This window comes from Amorphoplanes friuliensis DSM 7358, from assembly GCF_000494755.1.
Taxonomy (GTDB): domain Bacteria; phylum Actinomycetota; class Actinomycetes; order Mycobacteriales; family Micromonosporaceae; genus Actinoplanes; species Actinoplanes friuliensis.
This window is the reverse complement of record NC_022657.1, coordinates 5,983,216-5,999,816: the sequence shown is the minus strand read 5'-3', so window position 1 is coordinate 5,999,816 and position 16,601 is coordinate 5,983,216. Positions and strand designations below refer to the sequence as shown.

The 16,601-nt window shown below is 69.7% G+C and carries 15 protein-coding genes; 5 read left to right on the top strand and 10 right to left on the bottom strand.

Translation table 11 applies throughout. From position 1 onward, the window contains the following. Position 1 precedes the first annotated feature (1 nt). A complete protein-coding gene (locus AFR_RS27735; RefSeq protein WP_023560123.1) occupies positions 2 to 400 on the top strand; it encodes a hypothetical protein in 399 nt (132 codons plus the stop codon). Here the strand turns inward: AFR_RS27735 and AFR_RS27730 are convergent. Further along, the gene (locus AFR_RS27730; RefSeq protein WP_023560122.1) at positions 397 to 1,032 is read right to left on the bottom strand and encodes an HAAS signaling domain-containing protein; all 636 of its coding nucleotides are present in this window, start codon (positions 1,030 to 1,032) and stop codon (positions 397 to 399) included. The genes AFR_RS27735 and AFR_RS27730 overlap by 4 nt on opposite strands. 241 nt (positions 1,033 to 1,273) lie before the next feature. Here AFR_RS27730 and AFR_RS27725 point away from each other — a divergent pair, with 241 nt between their 5' ends. From AFR_RS27725 to AFR_RS27710, 4 genes are all read left to right on the top strand, one after another. After that, on the top strand, positions 1,274 to 3,577 hold the full coding sequence (locus tag AFR_RS27725) for a putative bifunctional diguanylate cyclase/phosphodiesterase (RefSeq protein ID WP_023560121.1): 2,304 nt from the start codon (positions 1,274 to 1,276) through the stop codon (positions 3,575 to 3,577). Between the two features lie 317 nt (positions 3,578 to 3,894). Further along, entirely contained in the window at positions 3,895 to 4,821 is a 927-nt protein-coding gene (locus tag AFR_RS27720; RefSeq protein WP_023560120.1) for a sugar phosphate isomerase/epimerase family protein, read from the top strand. A gap of 12 nt (positions 4,822 to 4,833) precedes the next feature. Then, positions 4,834 to 6,912 (top strand): PQQ-dependent sugar dehydrogenase, encoded by a 2,079-nt coding sequence (locus tag AFR_RS27715; protein WP_023560119.1) that lies wholly within the window; start codon positions 4,834 to 4,836, stop codon positions 6,910 to 6,912. Between the two features lie 97 nt (positions 6,913 to 7,009). Next, positions 7,010 to 7,777, top strand: a complete 768-nt coding sequence (locus AFR_RS27710; RefSeq protein WP_023560118.1) for a hypothetical protein — start codon at positions 7,010 to 7,012, stop codon at positions 7,775 to 7,777. Here the strand turns inward: AFR_RS27710 and AFR_RS27705 are convergent. The 9 genes from AFR_RS27705 to AFR_RS27665 form a co-directional block, all read right to left on the bottom strand. Beyond that, complete coding sequence (locus tag AFR_RS27705) at positions 7,764 to 8,198, bottom strand: VOC family protein (protein ID WP_023560117.1); 435 nt, start codon at positions 8,196 to 8,198, stop codon at positions 7,764 to 7,766. The genes AFR_RS27710 and AFR_RS27705 overlap by 14 nt on opposite strands. Before the next feature lie 99 nt (positions 8,199 to 8,297). Beyond that, entirely contained in the window at positions 8,298 to 9,434 is a 1,137-nt protein-coding gene (locus AFR_RS27700) for an ABC transporter substrate-binding protein (protein WP_084298153.1), read from the bottom strand. Positions 9,435 to 9,451: 17 nt separating this feature from the next. Next, complete coding sequence (locus AFR_RS27695) at positions 9,452 to 10,216, bottom strand: ABC transporter permease (protein ID WP_023560115.1); 765 nt, start codon at positions 10,214 to 10,216, stop codon at positions 9,452 to 9,454. Continuing rightward, positions 10,213 to 10,995 carry an ABC transporter ATP-binding protein gene (locus AFR_RS27690; protein ID WP_023560114.1) on the bottom strand — a complete coding sequence of 261 codons (783 nt, stop codon included), beginning with the start codon at positions 10,993 to 10,995 and terminating at the stop codon, positions 10,213 to 10,215. The genes AFR_RS27695 and AFR_RS27690 overlap by 4 nt, the downstream gene beginning before the upstream one ends. Further along, the gene (locus AFR_RS27685; RefSeq protein ID WP_041841186.1) at positions 10,992 to 11,834 is read right to left on the bottom strand and encodes an ABC transporter permease; all 843 of its coding nucleotides are present in this window, start codon (positions 11,832 to 11,834) and stop codon (positions 10,992 to 10,994) included. Before AFR_RS27685 ends, AFR_RS27690 begins: the two co-directional genes overlap by 4 nt. Beyond that, a complete protein-coding gene (locus AFR_RS27680) occupies positions 11,831 to 12,826 on the bottom strand; it encodes a TIGR03842 family LLM class F420-dependent oxidoreductase (RefSeq protein WP_023560112.1) in 996 nt (331 codons plus the stop codon). Before AFR_RS27680 ends, AFR_RS27685 begins: the two co-directional genes overlap by 4 nt. Before the next feature lie 5 nt (positions 12,827 to 12,831). Next, positions 12,832 to 14,316: a CoA-acylating methylmalonate-semialdehyde dehydrogenase gene (locus AFR_RS27675; RefSeq protein WP_023560111.1), complete on the bottom strand. Its 1,485-nt coding sequence runs from the start codon at positions 14,314 to 14,316 to the stop codon at positions 12,832 to 12,834. Positions 14,317 to 14,324: 8 nt separating this feature from the next. Continuing rightward, on the bottom strand, positions 14,325 to 15,725 hold the full coding sequence (gene hydA / locus AFR_RS27670; RefSeq protein ID WP_023560110.1) for a dihydropyrimidinase: 1,401 nt from the start codon (positions 15,723 to 15,725) through the stop codon (positions 14,325 to 14,327). Then, positions 15,722 to 16,561 (bottom strand): nitrilase-related carbon-nitrogen hydrolase, encoded by an 840-nt coding sequence (locus AFR_RS27665; protein WP_023560109.1) that lies wholly within the window; start codon positions 16,559 to 16,561, stop codon positions 15,722 to 15,724. The genes hydA and AFR_RS27665 overlap by 4 nt, the downstream gene beginning before the upstream one ends. Between the last annotated feature and the right edge of the window lie 40 nt (positions 16,562 to 16,601).

Here is a 16,601-nt window from a genome sequence, read left to right as displayed (position 1 = left end):
CATGGCGGGATCAACGGCGAGCACGGCGAGCAGTCGCTGGACCGGTCTGCTCATGTGGCTGCTGCCGCCGCTGTTCGAGCTCCCCGTGGTGGTCGCTCTCTGCTCCGGCGTGCCCGAGGTCGCCCGCGAGGCGGTCTTCGGCGCCCCCGGCACGCAGGTCGTGGTGCTGCTCGCCTTTGTCGCCTCGGTGGGCGGCTTCGTGGCCGCGGCCCGCGGCACCAGCGGTCTGGTGCAGGCGGGGATCGCCGGCATCCTCGCGATCGCCGCCGGTGTGGTGGCGGCGCTCGGCGCGGGCTTCCTGACCGGTGGCGGCTTCCTGGTCCTCGGTCTGCTCCTGGTCCACTCCGCCGTCTCGATCGCGATGCTCGCCCGCGCCACGCTGCGCCGCACCACCCCTTAGGGCCGGTGCTCCCGGCGGGCGGTGAGGCCCGGGAGCAGGGACAGGCCGGCGATGACCGAGCCGGCGACCATCGCCAGGTAGGCCAGCACCAGGATCTCGGCACCACCGCCGATGGCCATCGCTCCCAGGACCATGACGAACCCCAGCAGGGCCGGCAACGCCGTGAGCACCCAGGCGGCCGTCTTCTGCGCCGGGCTCCACCGCGGTGAGCCCGAGACCAGCAGCAGACCCGCCAGCGGGCAGATCACCGGCAGGATCACGGAACCCGCGGTGAGCAGGCCGATCCCGGCGTACTCAAGATGTCCGGAAGGCGCCACCCGGACGGCGGCCGGGGCCATCGGGACGGGCACGGCGGGCCGGCGCAGGTGGGCGGGAACGCGCCCGCGGCGGGCAGCTGCCGCGAGCGCCTCGGGAGGGCCCAGACGCTGGAGGATCTCCCCGGCGTCCTCGAGGGGGTTGGCCGGAGACGTCCGGCGCATGGCGATGTAGTCCGCGACCGTGGTCATCAGCTCGTCCCGCAGACCCGGCTCGAGCTCCTCGCTCGCGGCCCAGAGCGCGGCCAGGTAGTCGAGGACGAGCACGTCCGTGTGCGCCAGCGGCGCCGTGTCGTAGTGGTGCGGTACGGCCGTCATGCGGTCCCCCTGGGTCGGTGCGCGTCAAGTGCAGCCAGCATCGCCTCGGACTGCCCCCGGCCACATCTGGCCGCGGACGGAGAAGCCGGGGTGCACTCCGTCTTTCGGCCGATCCGTTTCTCCGATGGACCTCCCGTGCCCGGTGGTGCAGGGTGGGCCTGTGAGGCGCGGCGATCATGCGAGTTGTGCCACGAAGCCGGATTTATCTACACCGGGCGACCGGGCCGCCGATGCATTCAGCATGGCCGACGACACCCGCGTACCCTCGCGCTACGTGTGGATCACCGCCGGCCTCGCCGTTGCGAGTCTGCTGTGGTACCTCCTGTTCAGCACCGTGGGCGCCGGTCACGTGGCCATCGCGTACGTCGCCGTGCCGCTCGAGGGACTCGTCGCGGTCGCTGCGTTGTTCCGCCTCTGGCGGAGGGTCCGCAGCGAGCCGGTGGCCGGGCGGTTCTGGCGTGCCCTGCTGATCGCCGCGGTCTTCATGACCGTCGGCTACGTGCTGATGCTGATCAACGCCGCCCGGTTCTCGGCCGGCGACATGCCGCCGGACATGCCCCTGTCGGCTGCCGTGGCCGTCGGTCTCGGCTTTGCGCTCGCCATGTGGGCCGTCGCCCGAGTGCCGCAGGGCGCGGTCAGCCCGGCCGAACGCTGGCGGATGCACCTCGACCGGGTCGTGGCCTTCCTGGGCTGCGCCACGGTCCTCTGGCACTTCGGACTCGCTCCCATGCTCACCGCGACCGAGCGGTGGAGCCCGCAGACGCTGACCCTGGTCGGCCTCGCGTTCCTGCTGACCATCGGCGGCATCACCAAGGTGTCCTACCTCGGTGACGGGCCCGTCGACCGGACGGCGATGCGCCTGGTCGCCACCATGGGCCTGGCCGCCGCCGGGGTGGCGGTGCTCGCCACCACCTTCGGCAACGCGGGCGGTGTCCCGTCGCAGTCCGTCGTGCTGCCGATGGCGCCGGTGCTGCTCGTCCTCGCCGTCCGCGCGCAGGGCACGGCGAGGCTCGGCCGCCGCCGGGTGTCGCGCCGGTCGTCGCCACTGCTGCCGTACCTGGCGATCGCCGGCGGTGACCTGCCCCTGATCGCCATCGCCGCCGGGCCGCTGCAGTGGCCCGGCCGGGTCTCTCTCCTCGCCGCCGTCCTGGTCAGCGTGCTCGTCACGATCCGCCAGTTCGTGGCGTTCCGCGACAACAAGCTCCTGCTACGCGACATCCGCGGCCAGGAGGTACGCCTGCAGCACGAGGTCAGCCACGACGGCCTGACCGGTCTGGCCAACCGCGCCCGCTTCCGCGACGCCCTGCACACGGCCCTGGAGAACGGCGAGTCCGCGACCGTGCTGCTGGTCGACCTCGACGACTTCAAGACCGTGAACGACTCACTCGGCCACGACGTCGGCGACCGCCTGCTCGTGGCGGTGGCCCACGTCCTCGACGAGGCCTGCGGCACCGACGCGCTGCCCGTCCGCATCGGCGGCGACGAGTTCGCCGCGCTGCTCGTCGGTGGCACCACGGTGGGGGAGACGGTCGCTCAGCGCATCCTCGACGCCCTCGAGAGCCCGATCAGCGAGCACCGCCTGCTCGTGCAGGCCAGCATCGGCATCGCCACGGCCGCGCCCGCCGCGACGGTCGACGGTGTCCTCCGCGACGCCGACGTCTCCATGTACGCCGCCAAGCAGCGCGGCAAGGCCGGCTTCGTCCGCTACGAGCCGGGCATGGAACAGCCGGTCCTGGCGCACATCCAGCTCGGCGGCGAGATCCGGCGGGGCCTCGACGAGGGCGAGTTCCGCGTCGTCTACCAGCCGGTCGTGCTGCTGGAGACCGGCAAGGTCATCGGCGTCGAGGCGCTGGTCCGCTGGGAGCACCCGACCCGCGGCACGGTCCCGCCGATCGAGTTCATCCCGGCCGCCGAACGCACCGGCCTGATCGTCGAGCTGGGCCGCTTCGTGCTGCGCGAGACCTGCCGGCAGACGGCGGCGTGGCTGGCCGAGTTCGGCCCCGACGCCCTGCAGAAGCCGGGGGTCAACGTCTCGGCCCGGCAGCTGCACGACCCCGGGTTTGTCGCCGACGTGCTCGCGGCCCTCGCCGACAGCGGCCTCTCGACCGACCGCCTGGTCCTCGAGCTGACCGAGTCCGCGGTCCTGCGCGGCAGCCAGATCTCGCGGACCCTGCACGAGCTCGACCGCCATGGCGTCAAGCTGGCCCTCGACGACTTCGGCACCGGCGAGTCGTCGCTGAGCCTGCTGCGGGCGTTCCCCGCCGCGATCATCAAGCTCGACAAGTCCTTCGTCGACGGCATCGAGATCGACGACGCGAACCCGGCGGCGCGCGACGCCCGCCAGGCGGTCGCCCGCGCGGTCATCCAGCTGGCGGGTGCGCTGGGCCTGGACACCGTCGCCGAGGGCATCGAGAACGAGGCGCAGGTGGAGCAGCTGCGCGCCCTGGGTTACACCCTCGGCCAGGGTTACCACCTGGCCCGCCCGATGAACGCCGGCAACTTCACCGCCCTCCTGGCCTCCCAGCGCGACGCGGTGGCCGCGTAACTTCGTCGGAGTGACCGTTCACAACGGAGCGTGAGCTGGGCGAAGCCCTTCGGACCGGGTGATGTCCGGCGTGTCCACATCGGTCTGACTCACGGCATTGACGGGGACTTATGCCTCGGCCCAGCGAAACTTTTGCATATTTCGAAGATTCTTTTGGCCACTCAGGCGAAACAAACCATTAACATCAGCAAGCGAACGACTTCGATGCACCAAAAGTGCTCCGACGTGGCGCGCGGTCCATGAGGGCCTCCGCTTGATCGGCCGCTTCCGCGCGCCCACGTCCATCCCGCACCATCTACCGGGAGGCAGTGCAAGCGATGCAGAACGAGTCCACCGTCAGCCGCCGAAACCTACTGGGCGCCGCAGCCGCCGGCGCCGCCGCGATCGGCACGTCCGCCGTGCTGGCCTCGCCCGCCGAGGCCGGGGGCAGGGGCGGTCACCACCCGTCCCGGGTGCCGCGCGACAAGATCAGCGTGCAGCTCTACACCCTGCGCGACCAGCTCAACATCGACCTCGACGCCAGCCTGGCCGAGCTCGCCGAGATCGGCTACAAGCGGGTCGAGCACGCCGGCTTCGTCGGGCGTACGGCGGCGCAGTTCCGGGCCGCCCTGGACCGTGCGGGTCTCAAGGCGACCTCCGGGCACGTCGGCATCCCGCAGCCGTTCAACGCCTCGACCTGGCAGAAGGCCCTCGAGGATGCGCTGATCGTCGGCAACAAGTACATCGTGCACCCGTACTTCGGTGGCGCTGCCGACGGTGGCCCGATCGTGGACGGGTCCGTCTACAAAGCCTTCGCGAAGGACCTGAACAAGGCCGGTGCGCTGGCGCGCAAGGCCGGGCTCAGCTTCGGGTACCACAACCACCACAACGAGTTCGCCCGCCAGGACGGCGGCAAGCGGACCGGATTCGACATCCTCACCGGCGAGACCGACCCCGGTCTGGTCCACCTCGAGGTGGACCTCTACTGGGCGTGGCGGGGAGCCAACGACCCCGTGGACCTGATCCACCGGCACAAGGGCCGGATCCGTCAGGTGCACGTCAAGGACATGGCGACCTCCAGCAGCTTCGCCGACCCGGGCACCGGCCTGATCGACTTCGGCCGCATCTTCGAGCACTCCCGCGAGGCGGGGCTCGTCGAGTACATCGTGGAACGTGACGACGCGGGCAGCCCGCCGCGTACCCCCGCCGACGCCCTGGTCACGGCCGAGGTCGGCTTCCGGTACCTCGACAACCTCCGGTTCTGAGAGGGGAACTGCATGAAGCGACTTCTGACCGCCGTACCCGTACTGGCTCTGGTCGCGACGGCGCTGTCGGCGCCGTCCGGGCCGGCCACCGCGCAGGCCGCCGCCGCGCCGCCGCCGGACTCCGCCTTCCAGAAGGTCACCCTGAACGACTTCCCGGGTGAGCCGATCGCCCTGGCCGTGCTGCCCGACAAGCGGGTGCTGCACACCTCCCGCAAGGGTGAGGTCCGGATCAACGACCCGAAGAGCGGCCGCAACATCCTCGCCGCGACCATCCCCGTCTATCTCCACGACGAGGAGGGTGTGCAGGGCGTCGCGATCGACGGCAACTTCGCCCAGAACAAGTGGGTCTACATCTACTACTCGCCGCCGATGAACACCCCGTCCGACGACCCGGCGACCCCGGGTGTCAACGAGGGTGACGCCCCGGAGACGGGCACCGCGGCGGACTTCGCGCGCTACAAGGGCGTCATGCGCCTTTCGCGCTTCAAGCTCAACGGCAACACGCTCTCGCTCGGCAGCGAGCAGAAGATCATGGAGGTCGGCACCGACCGCGGCATGTGCTGCCACGTCGGCGGCAAGATCGACTTCGACAACGCCGGCAACCTGTACCTGTCGACGGGTGACGACACCAACCCGTTCGCCTCCGGCGGGTACGTGCCGATCGACGAGCGGGCCAACCGCAACCCGGCCTTCGACGCCCAGCGCACCGCCGGCAACACCAACGACCTGCGGGGCAAGCTGCTGCGCATCAAGGTCAACAACAACGGCAGTTACTCCATCCCGAAGGGCAACCTCTTCAAGCCGGGTACGGCGTACACCCGCCCGGAGATCTACGCGATGGGCCTGCGCAACCCGTTCCGCTTCGCGGTCGACAAGAGCACCGGTGTCGCCTACGTCGGTGACTACTCGCCGGACGCCAACTCGCCGAACCCGGCGCGTGGACCGGCCGGTCACGGTCGCTGGATGGCCATCGACAAGCCCGCGAACTACGGCTGGCCGTACTGCGTCTCGCCCGAGCTGCCGTACGTCGACTACGACTTCGCCACCGGGACCTCGGGCGCACCGTTCAACTGCGCCGCGCCGGTGAACGAATCACCGAACAACACCGGCAAGCGCAAGCTCCCGCCGGTCGAGAAGGCCGAGGTCATCTACTCGTACGCCGCCAGCGCCGAGTTCCCCGAGCTGGGTACCGGCGGCATCGGCCCGATGGGTGGGCCGGCGTACGAGTTCGACGCCAAGAACAAGTCGGCGACCAAGTGGCCGCAGTACTACGACGGCAAGCCGCTCTTCTACGAGTGGACCCGTGACTACGTCAAGGGCTTCAACCTGGGCCCGGCCAACGAGGTCACCTCGATCGAGTCGGTGCTGCCGTCGATCGTCTTCGACAACCCGATGGACCTCGAGTTCGGCCCGGACGGCGCGCTCTACGTCCTCGAGTACGGCGACGGCTACTTCTCCGAGAACCCGGAGGCGCAGCTGGCCCGCATCGACTACGTGCGCGGCAACCGGACACCGATCCCGCGTGTCAGCGCCACGCCCACCAGCGGCGAGGCACCCCTGACCGTCACCTTCTCCAGCGCCGGCACGACCGACCCGGACGGTGACAGCCTGAAGTACGCGTGGGACTTCAACGGCGACGGTGTTGTCGACTCCCGGCAGGCGAACGCGGTCTACACGTTCACCGAGAACGGCAACTACCGGCCGACGCTGAAGGTCACCGACCCCACGGGTCGCTGGGCGTCCGCGGAGGTTCTCCTCCCGGTCGGCACGCTGGCCCCGGTGGTCACTCTGGTGACACCGACCGACGGTCAGCCGTTCGAGTTCGGTGACGTGGTGCCCTTCGAGGTCAGTGTGGTCGACGACCAGCCGGTCGACTGCTCGAAGGTCACGGTGACCTACATCCTGGGTCACGCCGAGCACGGGCACCCGCTGTCCACGGCCTCCGGCTGCTCCGGCTCGATCACCACGTTCCTCGACGCCGGTCACGCCGGTGCCGACGACCTGACCGGGGTGTTCGTCGCGCAGTACACCGACTCCGGCACCCCGCCGCAGAGCGGCTCGGACCAGGTCGTCCTGACCCCGACCGCCTGACCCGAGGAGTACGACCCGAGGTCACCGCCGTCACCCACGGCGGTGACCTCGGCCGTTTCCCGCCCATCCGGCCACCACTTGCGTCACGCTGAGAGACGTGGGGACGCACCTGGAGCAGTGGTGGGCGCAGTTCCTCGAAGCCTCGGACCGCTTCGACGCCGCGTACGTGGTCGAGGGCATCAGTGATCTTGTCGGGCCGTACATCAAGGCCCCGCTGCTGCGCCGCGAGGTGAAGATCGCCGCCGACAACGTGGTCCGCTACCTCGAGCGTCCCAGCAGCAAGGAACGCGCCGAGCAGGCCCGCGAGGCCTCCGACCGCCTGGTCCGCACCCTGGACCGCATCGAGGACCGTTCCACCGGCTCGGCGATCTCGACCGAGGAGGCGGGCATCATCGGCCTGGCCCTGCGCGGCGAGTACGCCGCCGCGGCCGCCGCCGCCGAACCCCTGGTCGGCACGTCCAAGCTCCAGCGCCTCTTCGTGACCGCCCTGCGCCTGGAACGCTTCGACATCCCGATGGCCCTGCGCCTGCTCGACGGCGGCCAGACCCCGCGGGAGGCGGTCCGCTCGGGCCACCTGCTCGGCAAGTACAGCTGGTGGCCCTCCTGGCTGCTGCGCATCGTGACCGAACGCGCGCTGGAGGGCACCCTCGACGAGGAGACGATCGTCGCCCTCGACACCTGCGCGTACGCGGAACTGACCCCGATCCAGGCGAACCTGGCCCGCAAGCTCCTCAGCGGCAACGAGTCCCTGATCGACACGGCCGCCCACCGCCTGGCCGGCCTCGGCGAGACCGAAGCCGCCGCCGCCCTCCGCCAGGGCGACATCAACGCGGTCGCCCTGGCGGCACGGCTCATCCCGTTGTGACCTCGGGGTGGTGGCAGACCGCTTCGAGGTTGATGCCGTGGGGGTCGGTCACGAAGGCGCCGAAGTAGTCGTCGTGGTATTCGGGGTGGACGCCGGGCTCCAGCCGGGAGGTGGCTCCGGCGGCGAGGGCGGTCTTGTAGAAGGTCTGGACGTCGTCGCGGGTGTCGACGGTGAAGGCCAGGTGCATGTTGGTGCCGACCGTGCCGCCGTCGATGAGCCAGAAGTAGGGCTTGACCCGGTCGAGGCCGAAGCCGGTCATCGCCGTCGGCTGGTTCGGGGTGGCGTTCGGCGGGATCTCCAGCATCTTGGTGATCCCGATCGAGGCGAGGACGGGCTCGTAGAACGCCACGGCGGTGGCCAGGTCGGGTACGGCGATGTTGAGGTGGTCGATCCGGGAGCCGGAACGGTCGAGATCAGTCATGCCGCCACGATGCCCGTCATTGCGGTCACTTCCTGACCGGTACACGAAAGGACCCGGCCGTGGGGAGACGGCCGGGTCCTTTGCCGGGAGGGCGGGTGGCTATGCGCCGCCCGCTGTCAGCGTCACGGTCTGGGGCTGGAACGCTGCTCCGTTGATGTCTACGCCCGCCGTCTTCGCCTGGTTCAACGCCTGCTGGATGTAGTCGTTGGTGTAGGCGAGACCCTCGGGCTGCTTGGTCAGGACGGTGTCGCCGGTCTGGTTCTTGGTGGTCATCGACAGGTCGACGGTCTGCTTCCAGTCGGCCTCGTTGATCAGGCCGACGCCGGCGGTGGAGGGCCAGACGAGCTTGTTGACCTCGTTCATCTGCCAGAGCTGGTGACTCTTGCCGAGCTTGGAGCCCTTGGCCACGACCAGGTCGCGGCACTTCTCGGCGTTGTCGCGGCAGTACGCCCAGCCCTTGATCGTGCCGGCCAGGAACTTCACCGTCTGCTGCTGGTACGCGGGGTCGTTCAGCTTCTCGGTGTTCGCCCACACCGCGTCCTGCAGCATCGACGAGCCTTCGGTCTTCCAGTCGAGGATGGAGAAGTCCTCGGGGGTGTAGAGCTTGCCCGTCGCCGGGTTCGTCGCCTCGAGGAGCTGGGCGTACTCGTTGTAGCTCATCGCCTGGGCGGCGTCGATCTCCTTCTTGAGCAGTGCCTGCATGTCGAACTGCTGCTGGACCAGGGTGACGTCCTTGCCCGGGTCGAGGCCGGCCTTGGTCATGCCGGCGAAGAGCTCGAACTCGTTGCCGAAGCCCCAGTTGCCGACCTTCTTGCCCTTGAGGTCGGCGGCCTTCGTGATGCCGCTGTCCTTCCACGCCACCTGGTACGTCCCCGAGCGCGCGAAGATCTGCCCGACGTCGGTGATCCCGGCGCCCTGCTCGCGGGAGGCGAGGGCCTTCGGCACCCAGGCCACGGCGTAATCGGCCTTGCCGGTCGCGAGCACGGTCTGCGGCACGATGTCGACGCCGCCTTCGAGCAGCTGGACGTCGAGGCCCTGCTCCTTGTAGAAGCCCTGGTCCACGGCGGCGATGTAGCCGGCGAACTGGGCCTGGTAGAACCACTGCAGCTGCAGCTTGATGGGGGTCAGGGCGCCGCTGGCACCGGGGGCGGGGGTCGACGGGGTGTCGGCGGTGCCGCAGGCGGACAGGATCAGCGCGGACGCGGCGACAACGGGGAGGAAGAGCTTCTTCAACAAGGTGGTCTCCCGAGAAACTACGAGATCAGGCGGGTTTTCCAGGGCATCGCGAGCCGCTCCAGCAGGAGCGTCGACAGGTAGAAGACAAGTCCGAGCAGGCAGGCGCCGACCACGAAGGCCCAGGCACGGGGGTAGGCGGTGAACGCGGCCGCGGAGGTGATCCGTGACCCGAGCCCGTTCTGCAGCCCGCCGAAGTACTCGGCGACGACCGCGGCGATGACGGCCAGCGACGACGCCTGTCGCAGGCCGGTGAAGACGAAGGGCAGCGCGCCGGGCAGGCGGACCAGGCGGGTGAACGTCCAGCCGCCGGCGGCGTAGCTGGTCATCAGCTCCCGGTGGGTGGGGTCGACCTCGCGCAGGCCGCGCAGGGTGTTGATGAAGACCGGGAAGAACACGATGATCCCGGCGATCAGGCGCCGCGGCACGCTCGAGGTCGACTCGAACATGTTGTTGAGGATCGGGGCGAGGGCGATGATCGGCAGCGCGTTCAGCACCGCGGCCAGCGGGACGGACACCTCGGACAGCAGCCGGAAACGGCTCGCGGCCATCGCCGCCAGGATGCCGGCCACGGTGCCCCAGGCGAGACCGATGAGGGCGTTGAGACCGCTGGCCAGCGCCGCCTCCCAGACGTTGGTGCGCTGGGCGACGAGCTCGTGCCAGATCGCCGACGGTGCGGGCAGGATGAACGGCGCGATGCGGCCGAGCGACACGACGAGCTCCCACGCGACCAGGGCGGCGATGCCCAGGAGGACGGGCGGGGCGACGCGCCACAGCAGCTTCACGGGGTGGCCGCCGCGGGGGAGGACCCGCGCAGGGCCTGGCGTACCGAGGTGATCGCTTCGAAGTAGGCGGGGGACTGCCGGGCCGCATCGTCGCGGGACGGCAGGTCGATGTCGATGGTCGCGGTGATCCGCCCCGGCCGTGGTGTCATGACGACGACCTTGTCGGACAGGAACACCGCCTCCGAGATGGAGTGGGTGACAAAAACCGTGCTGGTGCCGGTCTTGGCGCAGATCGCGAGCAGCTCCGACTGCAGCCGCTCGCGGGTCATCTCGTCGAGGGCGCCGAACGGCTCGTCCATCAGCAGCAGCGGCGGGTGCACGGCCAGGGCGCGGGCGATGGCGACCCGCTGCTGCATGCCGCCGGAGAGCTGCGCCGGATAGTGCCCGGCGAAGTCGGCCAGCCCGACCAGGGCCAGCATCTCCGTCGCGCGGGCCTTGCGCTCGGCCCGTGAGGCGCCGCGCAGCTCCAGGGGCAGCTCGACGTTGCGCTGCACGGTCCGCCACTCGAAGAGGCCGGCTTGCTGGAACGCGATGCCGTACTCCTGGTCGAGGCGGGCCTGGGTGGCGGACTTCCCGGCCACCTCGACGACGCCGGCGGTGGCCGGGATGAGGTCGGCGATCAGCCGCAGCAGCGTGCTCTTGCCGCAGCCGGACGGGCCGATGAGCGAGACGAACTGCCCGTCGCCGATGTTCAGGTCGATGTCGGACAGGGCGGTGACCTCGTCGGGCCGGCCCTGGTTGAAGACCTTCGAGACGTCCCGCAGGGATACCGCAGTCACATCGTCACCACCGATACGCGTCGTCGGTGCCGCATGAGCGGCAGTTCCAGCAGGCTGACCAGTGCGGCGACGACCAGCCCGAGCAGGGCGGCGCCGAGCATGGCCGTGTAGACCTTCGCGGGGTCCGAGGTGGCCTCCCGGGAGTACTCGATGATGAGACGGCCGATGCCTCCCCGCGTACCGGTGGAGATCTCACCGACCACCGCGCCCACGACGGCGGCGGCGCCGGCCAGCCGGAGCGCGGGAAAAAGATAGGGCAGCGACGCCGGGAAGCGGAGTTTGAGCAGGGTGCGCCACCAGCCGGCGGCGTAACTGCGCATCAGCTCGACGCCCGCCGCCTGCGGCGACTGCAGACCGCGCAGCATGCCGACGGCCACCGGGAAGAAGGCCAGGTACGCGGCGATCAACGCGACGGTCATCCACTCGGGCCAGATCGTGCCGCCCCACCCGGCGATCAGCGGGGCCAGCGCGACCAGCGGCACCGTCTGCGACAGGATCACGTAGGGGAGCAGGCCGCGCTCGACGATCCGGAACCGTTGCATGGCCACGGCCAGCAGCAGGCCGATGACCGCGCCCGCGACGAAGCCGACGGCGGTGATGCCGAGCGTGAAGAGGCTCGCGCTCAGCACCACCTGCCAGACCGGCCGGCCACCCGTGAGCTCCGGGCGGCCGAGCCGTTGCAGCATGTCCCAAACGTGCGGCATCGACAGGTCGTCGGCCCGGGGCAGGACACGCACTCCGAGGAGCACGGTCCCGTCCGGATTGCCGACCGCCTTGTAGCCCTCCCACAGGGCCACCAGCACGACCAGGCCGACGACAGCACTGAACACACGTCTCACGAGACCACCGGAATGATCTTTTCCCCGTACGCGCGCAGCGTCGCGTCCTTGTCGTCGTGCTGCAGGTAGAGCGCGAACTGGTCCACGCCGATGGCCCGCAACTCCTCGAGCCGCTTCAGGTGGTTCTCGATCGGGCCGAGGATGCAGAACCGGTCGACCACCTCGTCCGGCACGAACGACGTGTGCGAGTTGCCCGCCCGTCCGTGCTCGGCGTAGTCGTACCCCTGGCGGCCCTTGATGTAGTCGGTCAGCACCTGCGGCACCGCGCCGTCGCCGCCGTACCGCGCGACGATGTCCGCGACGTGGTTGCCGACCATGCCACCGAACCACCGCGTCTGGTCCCGCTGGTGCTCGAGGTTGTCGCCGACGTAGGCCGGTGCCGCGACACAGAACTTGATCGCCATCGGGTCGCGCCCGGCCTTCTCGGCGGCGTCCCGCACCGCCTTGATCATCCAGGCCGCGATGTCCGGGTCGGCGAGCTGCAGGATGTAGCCGTCACCCACCTCACCGGTCAGGGCCAGAGCCTTCGGCCCGTACGCGGCGACCCACACGTCCAGCCGGCTCTCGGGCGCCCAGGCGAACTGCAGCTCCTGTCCGCGCAGCGTCACCTGCTCCCCGCTCGCCAGCCCCTTGATGACACCGATGCTCTCGCGCAGCTGCCCGAGGGTGTTCGGCTGCAGACCCAGGACCCGCAGGGCGGAGTCGCCCCGGCCGATGCCGCAGATCGTGCGGTTGCCGTACATCTCGTTGAGGGTGGCGAACTGCGAGGCGATGACCGTCCAGTCCCGGGTGCCGGGGTTGGTGACCATCGGGCCCACGATCACCCGCTCGGTGTCGGCGAGGATCTTGCTGTAGATGACAAACGGCTCCTGCCACAGCACGTGCGAGTCGAACGTCCACACGTGGCTGTACCCGAGGTCCTCGGCCTTCTTCGCCCACTCGACGATCTCCAGCGCGGGCGGGTCGCACTGCAGGACAACACCGATGTCCATGCCGCTCACCGCACCTTCGGGAAGCCGAGGTCGATCTCCGAGGTGGCCGGGTCGGGCCAGCGCGAGGTGACGACCTTGCTGCGCGTGTAGAACTGCAGACCCTCGGGGCCGTACATGTGCAGGTCACCGAAGAGCGAGGACTTCCACCCGCCGAAGCTGTAGTACGCCACCGGTACGGGCACCGGCACGTTGACGCCGACCATCCCGCAGTTGACGTCGTACTGGAACCGCCGTGCGGCGCCGCCGTCGCGGGTGAAGATCGCCGTCCCGTTGCCGTACTCGTTGGTGTTGACCAGGTCCAGGGCTTCCTCGTACGTCTCCGTGCGTACGACCGACAGCACCGGGCCGAAGATCTCGTCGGTGTAGAGCGGCGAGTCCGTCGGCACCTTGTCGACCAGTGACGCGCCCAGGAAGAAGCCGGGCCCGTCGCTGATGGGGGCGTCCCGGCCGTCGACCACGACCTCCGCGGTGCCGGCGTCGGCGAGGTAACCGGCGACCTTGTCGCGGTGCTCGCGGCTGATGAGCGGGCCCATCTCGGCCGCCGGGTCGCTGGCCGGGCCGACCGCGATGCGGCCGATCCGGTCGCTGATCGCCGCGACCAGGTCGTCACCGACCGAGCCGACGGCCACCACGACCGAGACAGCCATGCAGCGTTCGCCGGCCGAGCCGTAGCCCGCACTGACCGCGGCGTCCGCGGCCGCGTTCACGTCGGCGTCCGGCAGCACGACCATGTGGTTCTTCGCGCCGCCGAGCGCCTGCACCCGCTTACCCTTGGCGGTCGCGGTCTCGTAGATGATCCGGGCGACCGGTGTCGAGCCGACGAACGACAGCGCCTGCACGTCCGGGTGGGCGATCAGCGTCTCGACGGCCTCCCGGTCACCCTGCACGACGTTGAACGCGCCGTCCGGCAGCCCGGCCTGGCGCAGCAGGTCCGCCAGCATCAGCGAGACTGACGGGTCCTTCTCGCTGGGCTTGAGGATGAACGTGTTGCCGCAGACCAGGGCGTTGCAGAACATCCACATCGGGACCATGGCCGGGAAGTTGAACGGCGTGATCCCGGCGACGACACCGAGCGGCTGGCGGATCGAGTAGACGTCCACACCCGACGACGCCTGCTCGCTGTAGCCACCCTTGAGCAGGTGCGGTGCGCCCGCGGCGAACTCGATGTTCTCCAGGCCCCGGGCCAGCTCTCCGCCGGCGTCCGCCACGGTCTTGCCGTGCTCCTGGCTGACCAGCGAGGCGATCTCCTTGCGGTTCGCGTCCACCAGCTCGCGGAAGCGGAACATCACCTCCGCGCGGCGGGACAGTGACGCCGCCCGCCAGGCCGGGAACGCCGCCTTCGCCGACGCGACCGCCTTGGCAGTCTCGTCCGCCGTCGCCGCGACCACGTACGCCTGCTGCTCACCGGTCGCCGGGTCCCACACGGGGAGCTGCCGGCCGCTGGTGCCCTCGACGGCCGTACCGTCGATCCAGTGTTTGATCTCGCGCATGTGGCCCCCTAGACCAGGTAGTCCGAGAGTCCGCGGCGGACGTACCGGCCGTGGCCCTTGCGTCCCTTGTATTCGTCGCCCTGCACGACCACCGTGCCGCGGGAGATGACCGTGTCGACCTTGCCCGCGATCTCCCAGCCCTCCCAGGCGGAGTAGTCCATGTTCATGTGGTGCGTCGACGCGCTGATCCGGGTACGGCCGTTCGGGTCGTAGAGCACGATGTCGGCGTCGGACCCGGGCGCGACGACACCCTTCTTCGGGTACATGCCGAACATGCGGGCCGGGGTCGTCGCGATCGTCTCGACCCAGCGGGCCAGCGACAGCTTGCCGTCGACGACACCTTGGTAGAGCAGGTCGACACGGTGCTCGACGCTGCCGATACCGTTCGGGATCTTCGAGAAGTCGCCGATCCCCATCTCCTTCTGGTCCTTCATGCAGAAGGGGCAGTGGTCGGTGGAGACGACGGCGAGGTCGTTGGTGCGCAGGCCCCGCCACAGGTCGGCGCGGTGGCTCTCGTGCTTGCTGCGCAGCGGCGTCGAGCAGACCCACTTGGCACCCTCGAAACCGGGCGCGCCGAGCTGGTCCTCGAGCGTCAGGTAGAGGTACTGCGGGCAGGTCTCCGCGAACACGTTGCGGCCCTGGTCACGGGCGGCGGCGACCTGCTCGAGCGCCTTGCTCGCGGACAGGTGCACGATGTAGAGCGGGCAGTCGGCGGCCACACTGGCCAGCCAGATCGCCCGGCTGGTCGCCTCGGCCTCGAGCTCCTGAGGCCGCGTGACACCGTGGTAGTACGGGTCGGTCTCGCCGCGTTCCAGGGCCTGCTTGACCAGGACGTCGATCGCCGGGCCGTTCTCCGCGTGCATCATGATCATGGCGCCGTTGTCGCGGGCCTTCTGCATCGCGCGCAGGATCTGGCCGTCGTCGCTGTAGAACACCCCCGGGTACGCCATGAACAACTTGAAGCTGGAGATGCCCTCGTCGTTGACGAGCTGGTCCATGGCCTTGAGCGACTCGTCCGTGACGCCGCCGAGGATCATGTGGAAGCCGTAGTCGATGTGGCAGTTGCCCGCCGTCTTGGCGTGCCAGGCGGCCAGACCGTCCTGCACCACCTCACCGGTGCGCTGGATCGCGAAGTCGATGATCGTGGTGACACCGCCGAACGCTGCTGCCCGCGTACCGGTGTCGAAGCTGTCGCTCGCCTCGGTGCCGCCGAACGGCATCTGCATGTGGGTGTGCGCGTCGACCGCACCCGGAATCACGTACTTGCCGGTGGCGTCGATCGTCTCCACGTCCTCGGGGCCGCGGCCCGGCGCGAAGACGGCGGCGATGGTCTCGCCGTCGACCAGCACGTCGGCGGCCGAGGCCCCGGTCGGGCTGACAACCGTCCCACCCTTGATCAGGTACGTCACGGCTGCACCAGCCCGTCGTAGCTGTCCGGGCGCCGGTCGCGGTAGAACGCCCAGCGGTCGCGGACCGTGGCGAGCAGGTCGAGGTCGAGGTCGCGGACGATCAGCTCCGGGTTGTGGGTGTCGCCGACGTCGCCGACGAACTTGCCCTCCGGGTCCACGAAGTACGACTGGCCGTAGAAGTCGTTGTCACCCAGGTCCTCGATGCCGGTGCGGTTGATCGCGCCGATGAAGTACTCGTTGGCCACGGCACTCGCCGGCTGCTCCAGCTGCCACAGATACGAGGACAGGCCCCGGCTGGTCGCCGACGGGTTGAAGACGATCTGGGCGCCGTTGAGACCGAGCGCGCGCCAGCCCTCGGGGAAGTGCCGGTCGTAACAGATGTAGACGCCGACCTTGCCGACCGCGGTGTCGAACACCGGGTACCCGAGGTTGCCCGGGCGGAAGTAGAACTTCTCCCAGAAGCCCTTGACCAGCGGGATGTGGTTCTTGCGGTACTTGCCGAGGTAACTGCCGTCGGCGTCGATCACGGCGGCGGTGTTGTAGAGGACGCCCGGCTGCTCCTGCTCGTACATCGGCAGGACCATGACCATGCCCAGCTCGGCCGCGAGCGCCTGGAAGCGTTCGGTGGTCGGGCCGGGGACCGACTCGGCGTACTCGTAGTAGGCCGGGTCCTGGACCTGGCAGAAGTAGGGGCCGTAGAACAGCTCCTGGAAGCAGATCACCTTGGCGCCCTGGGCGGCGGCGTCACGAGCGTAGACCTCGTGAGCCTTGATCATCGATTCCTTGTCGCCCGTCCAGTTGGTCTGGACGAGGGCGGCGCGGATGACGTTGCTCATGATGCCGGCCCCTCTCTGTAGGTCACTCTGATGGCGGTGG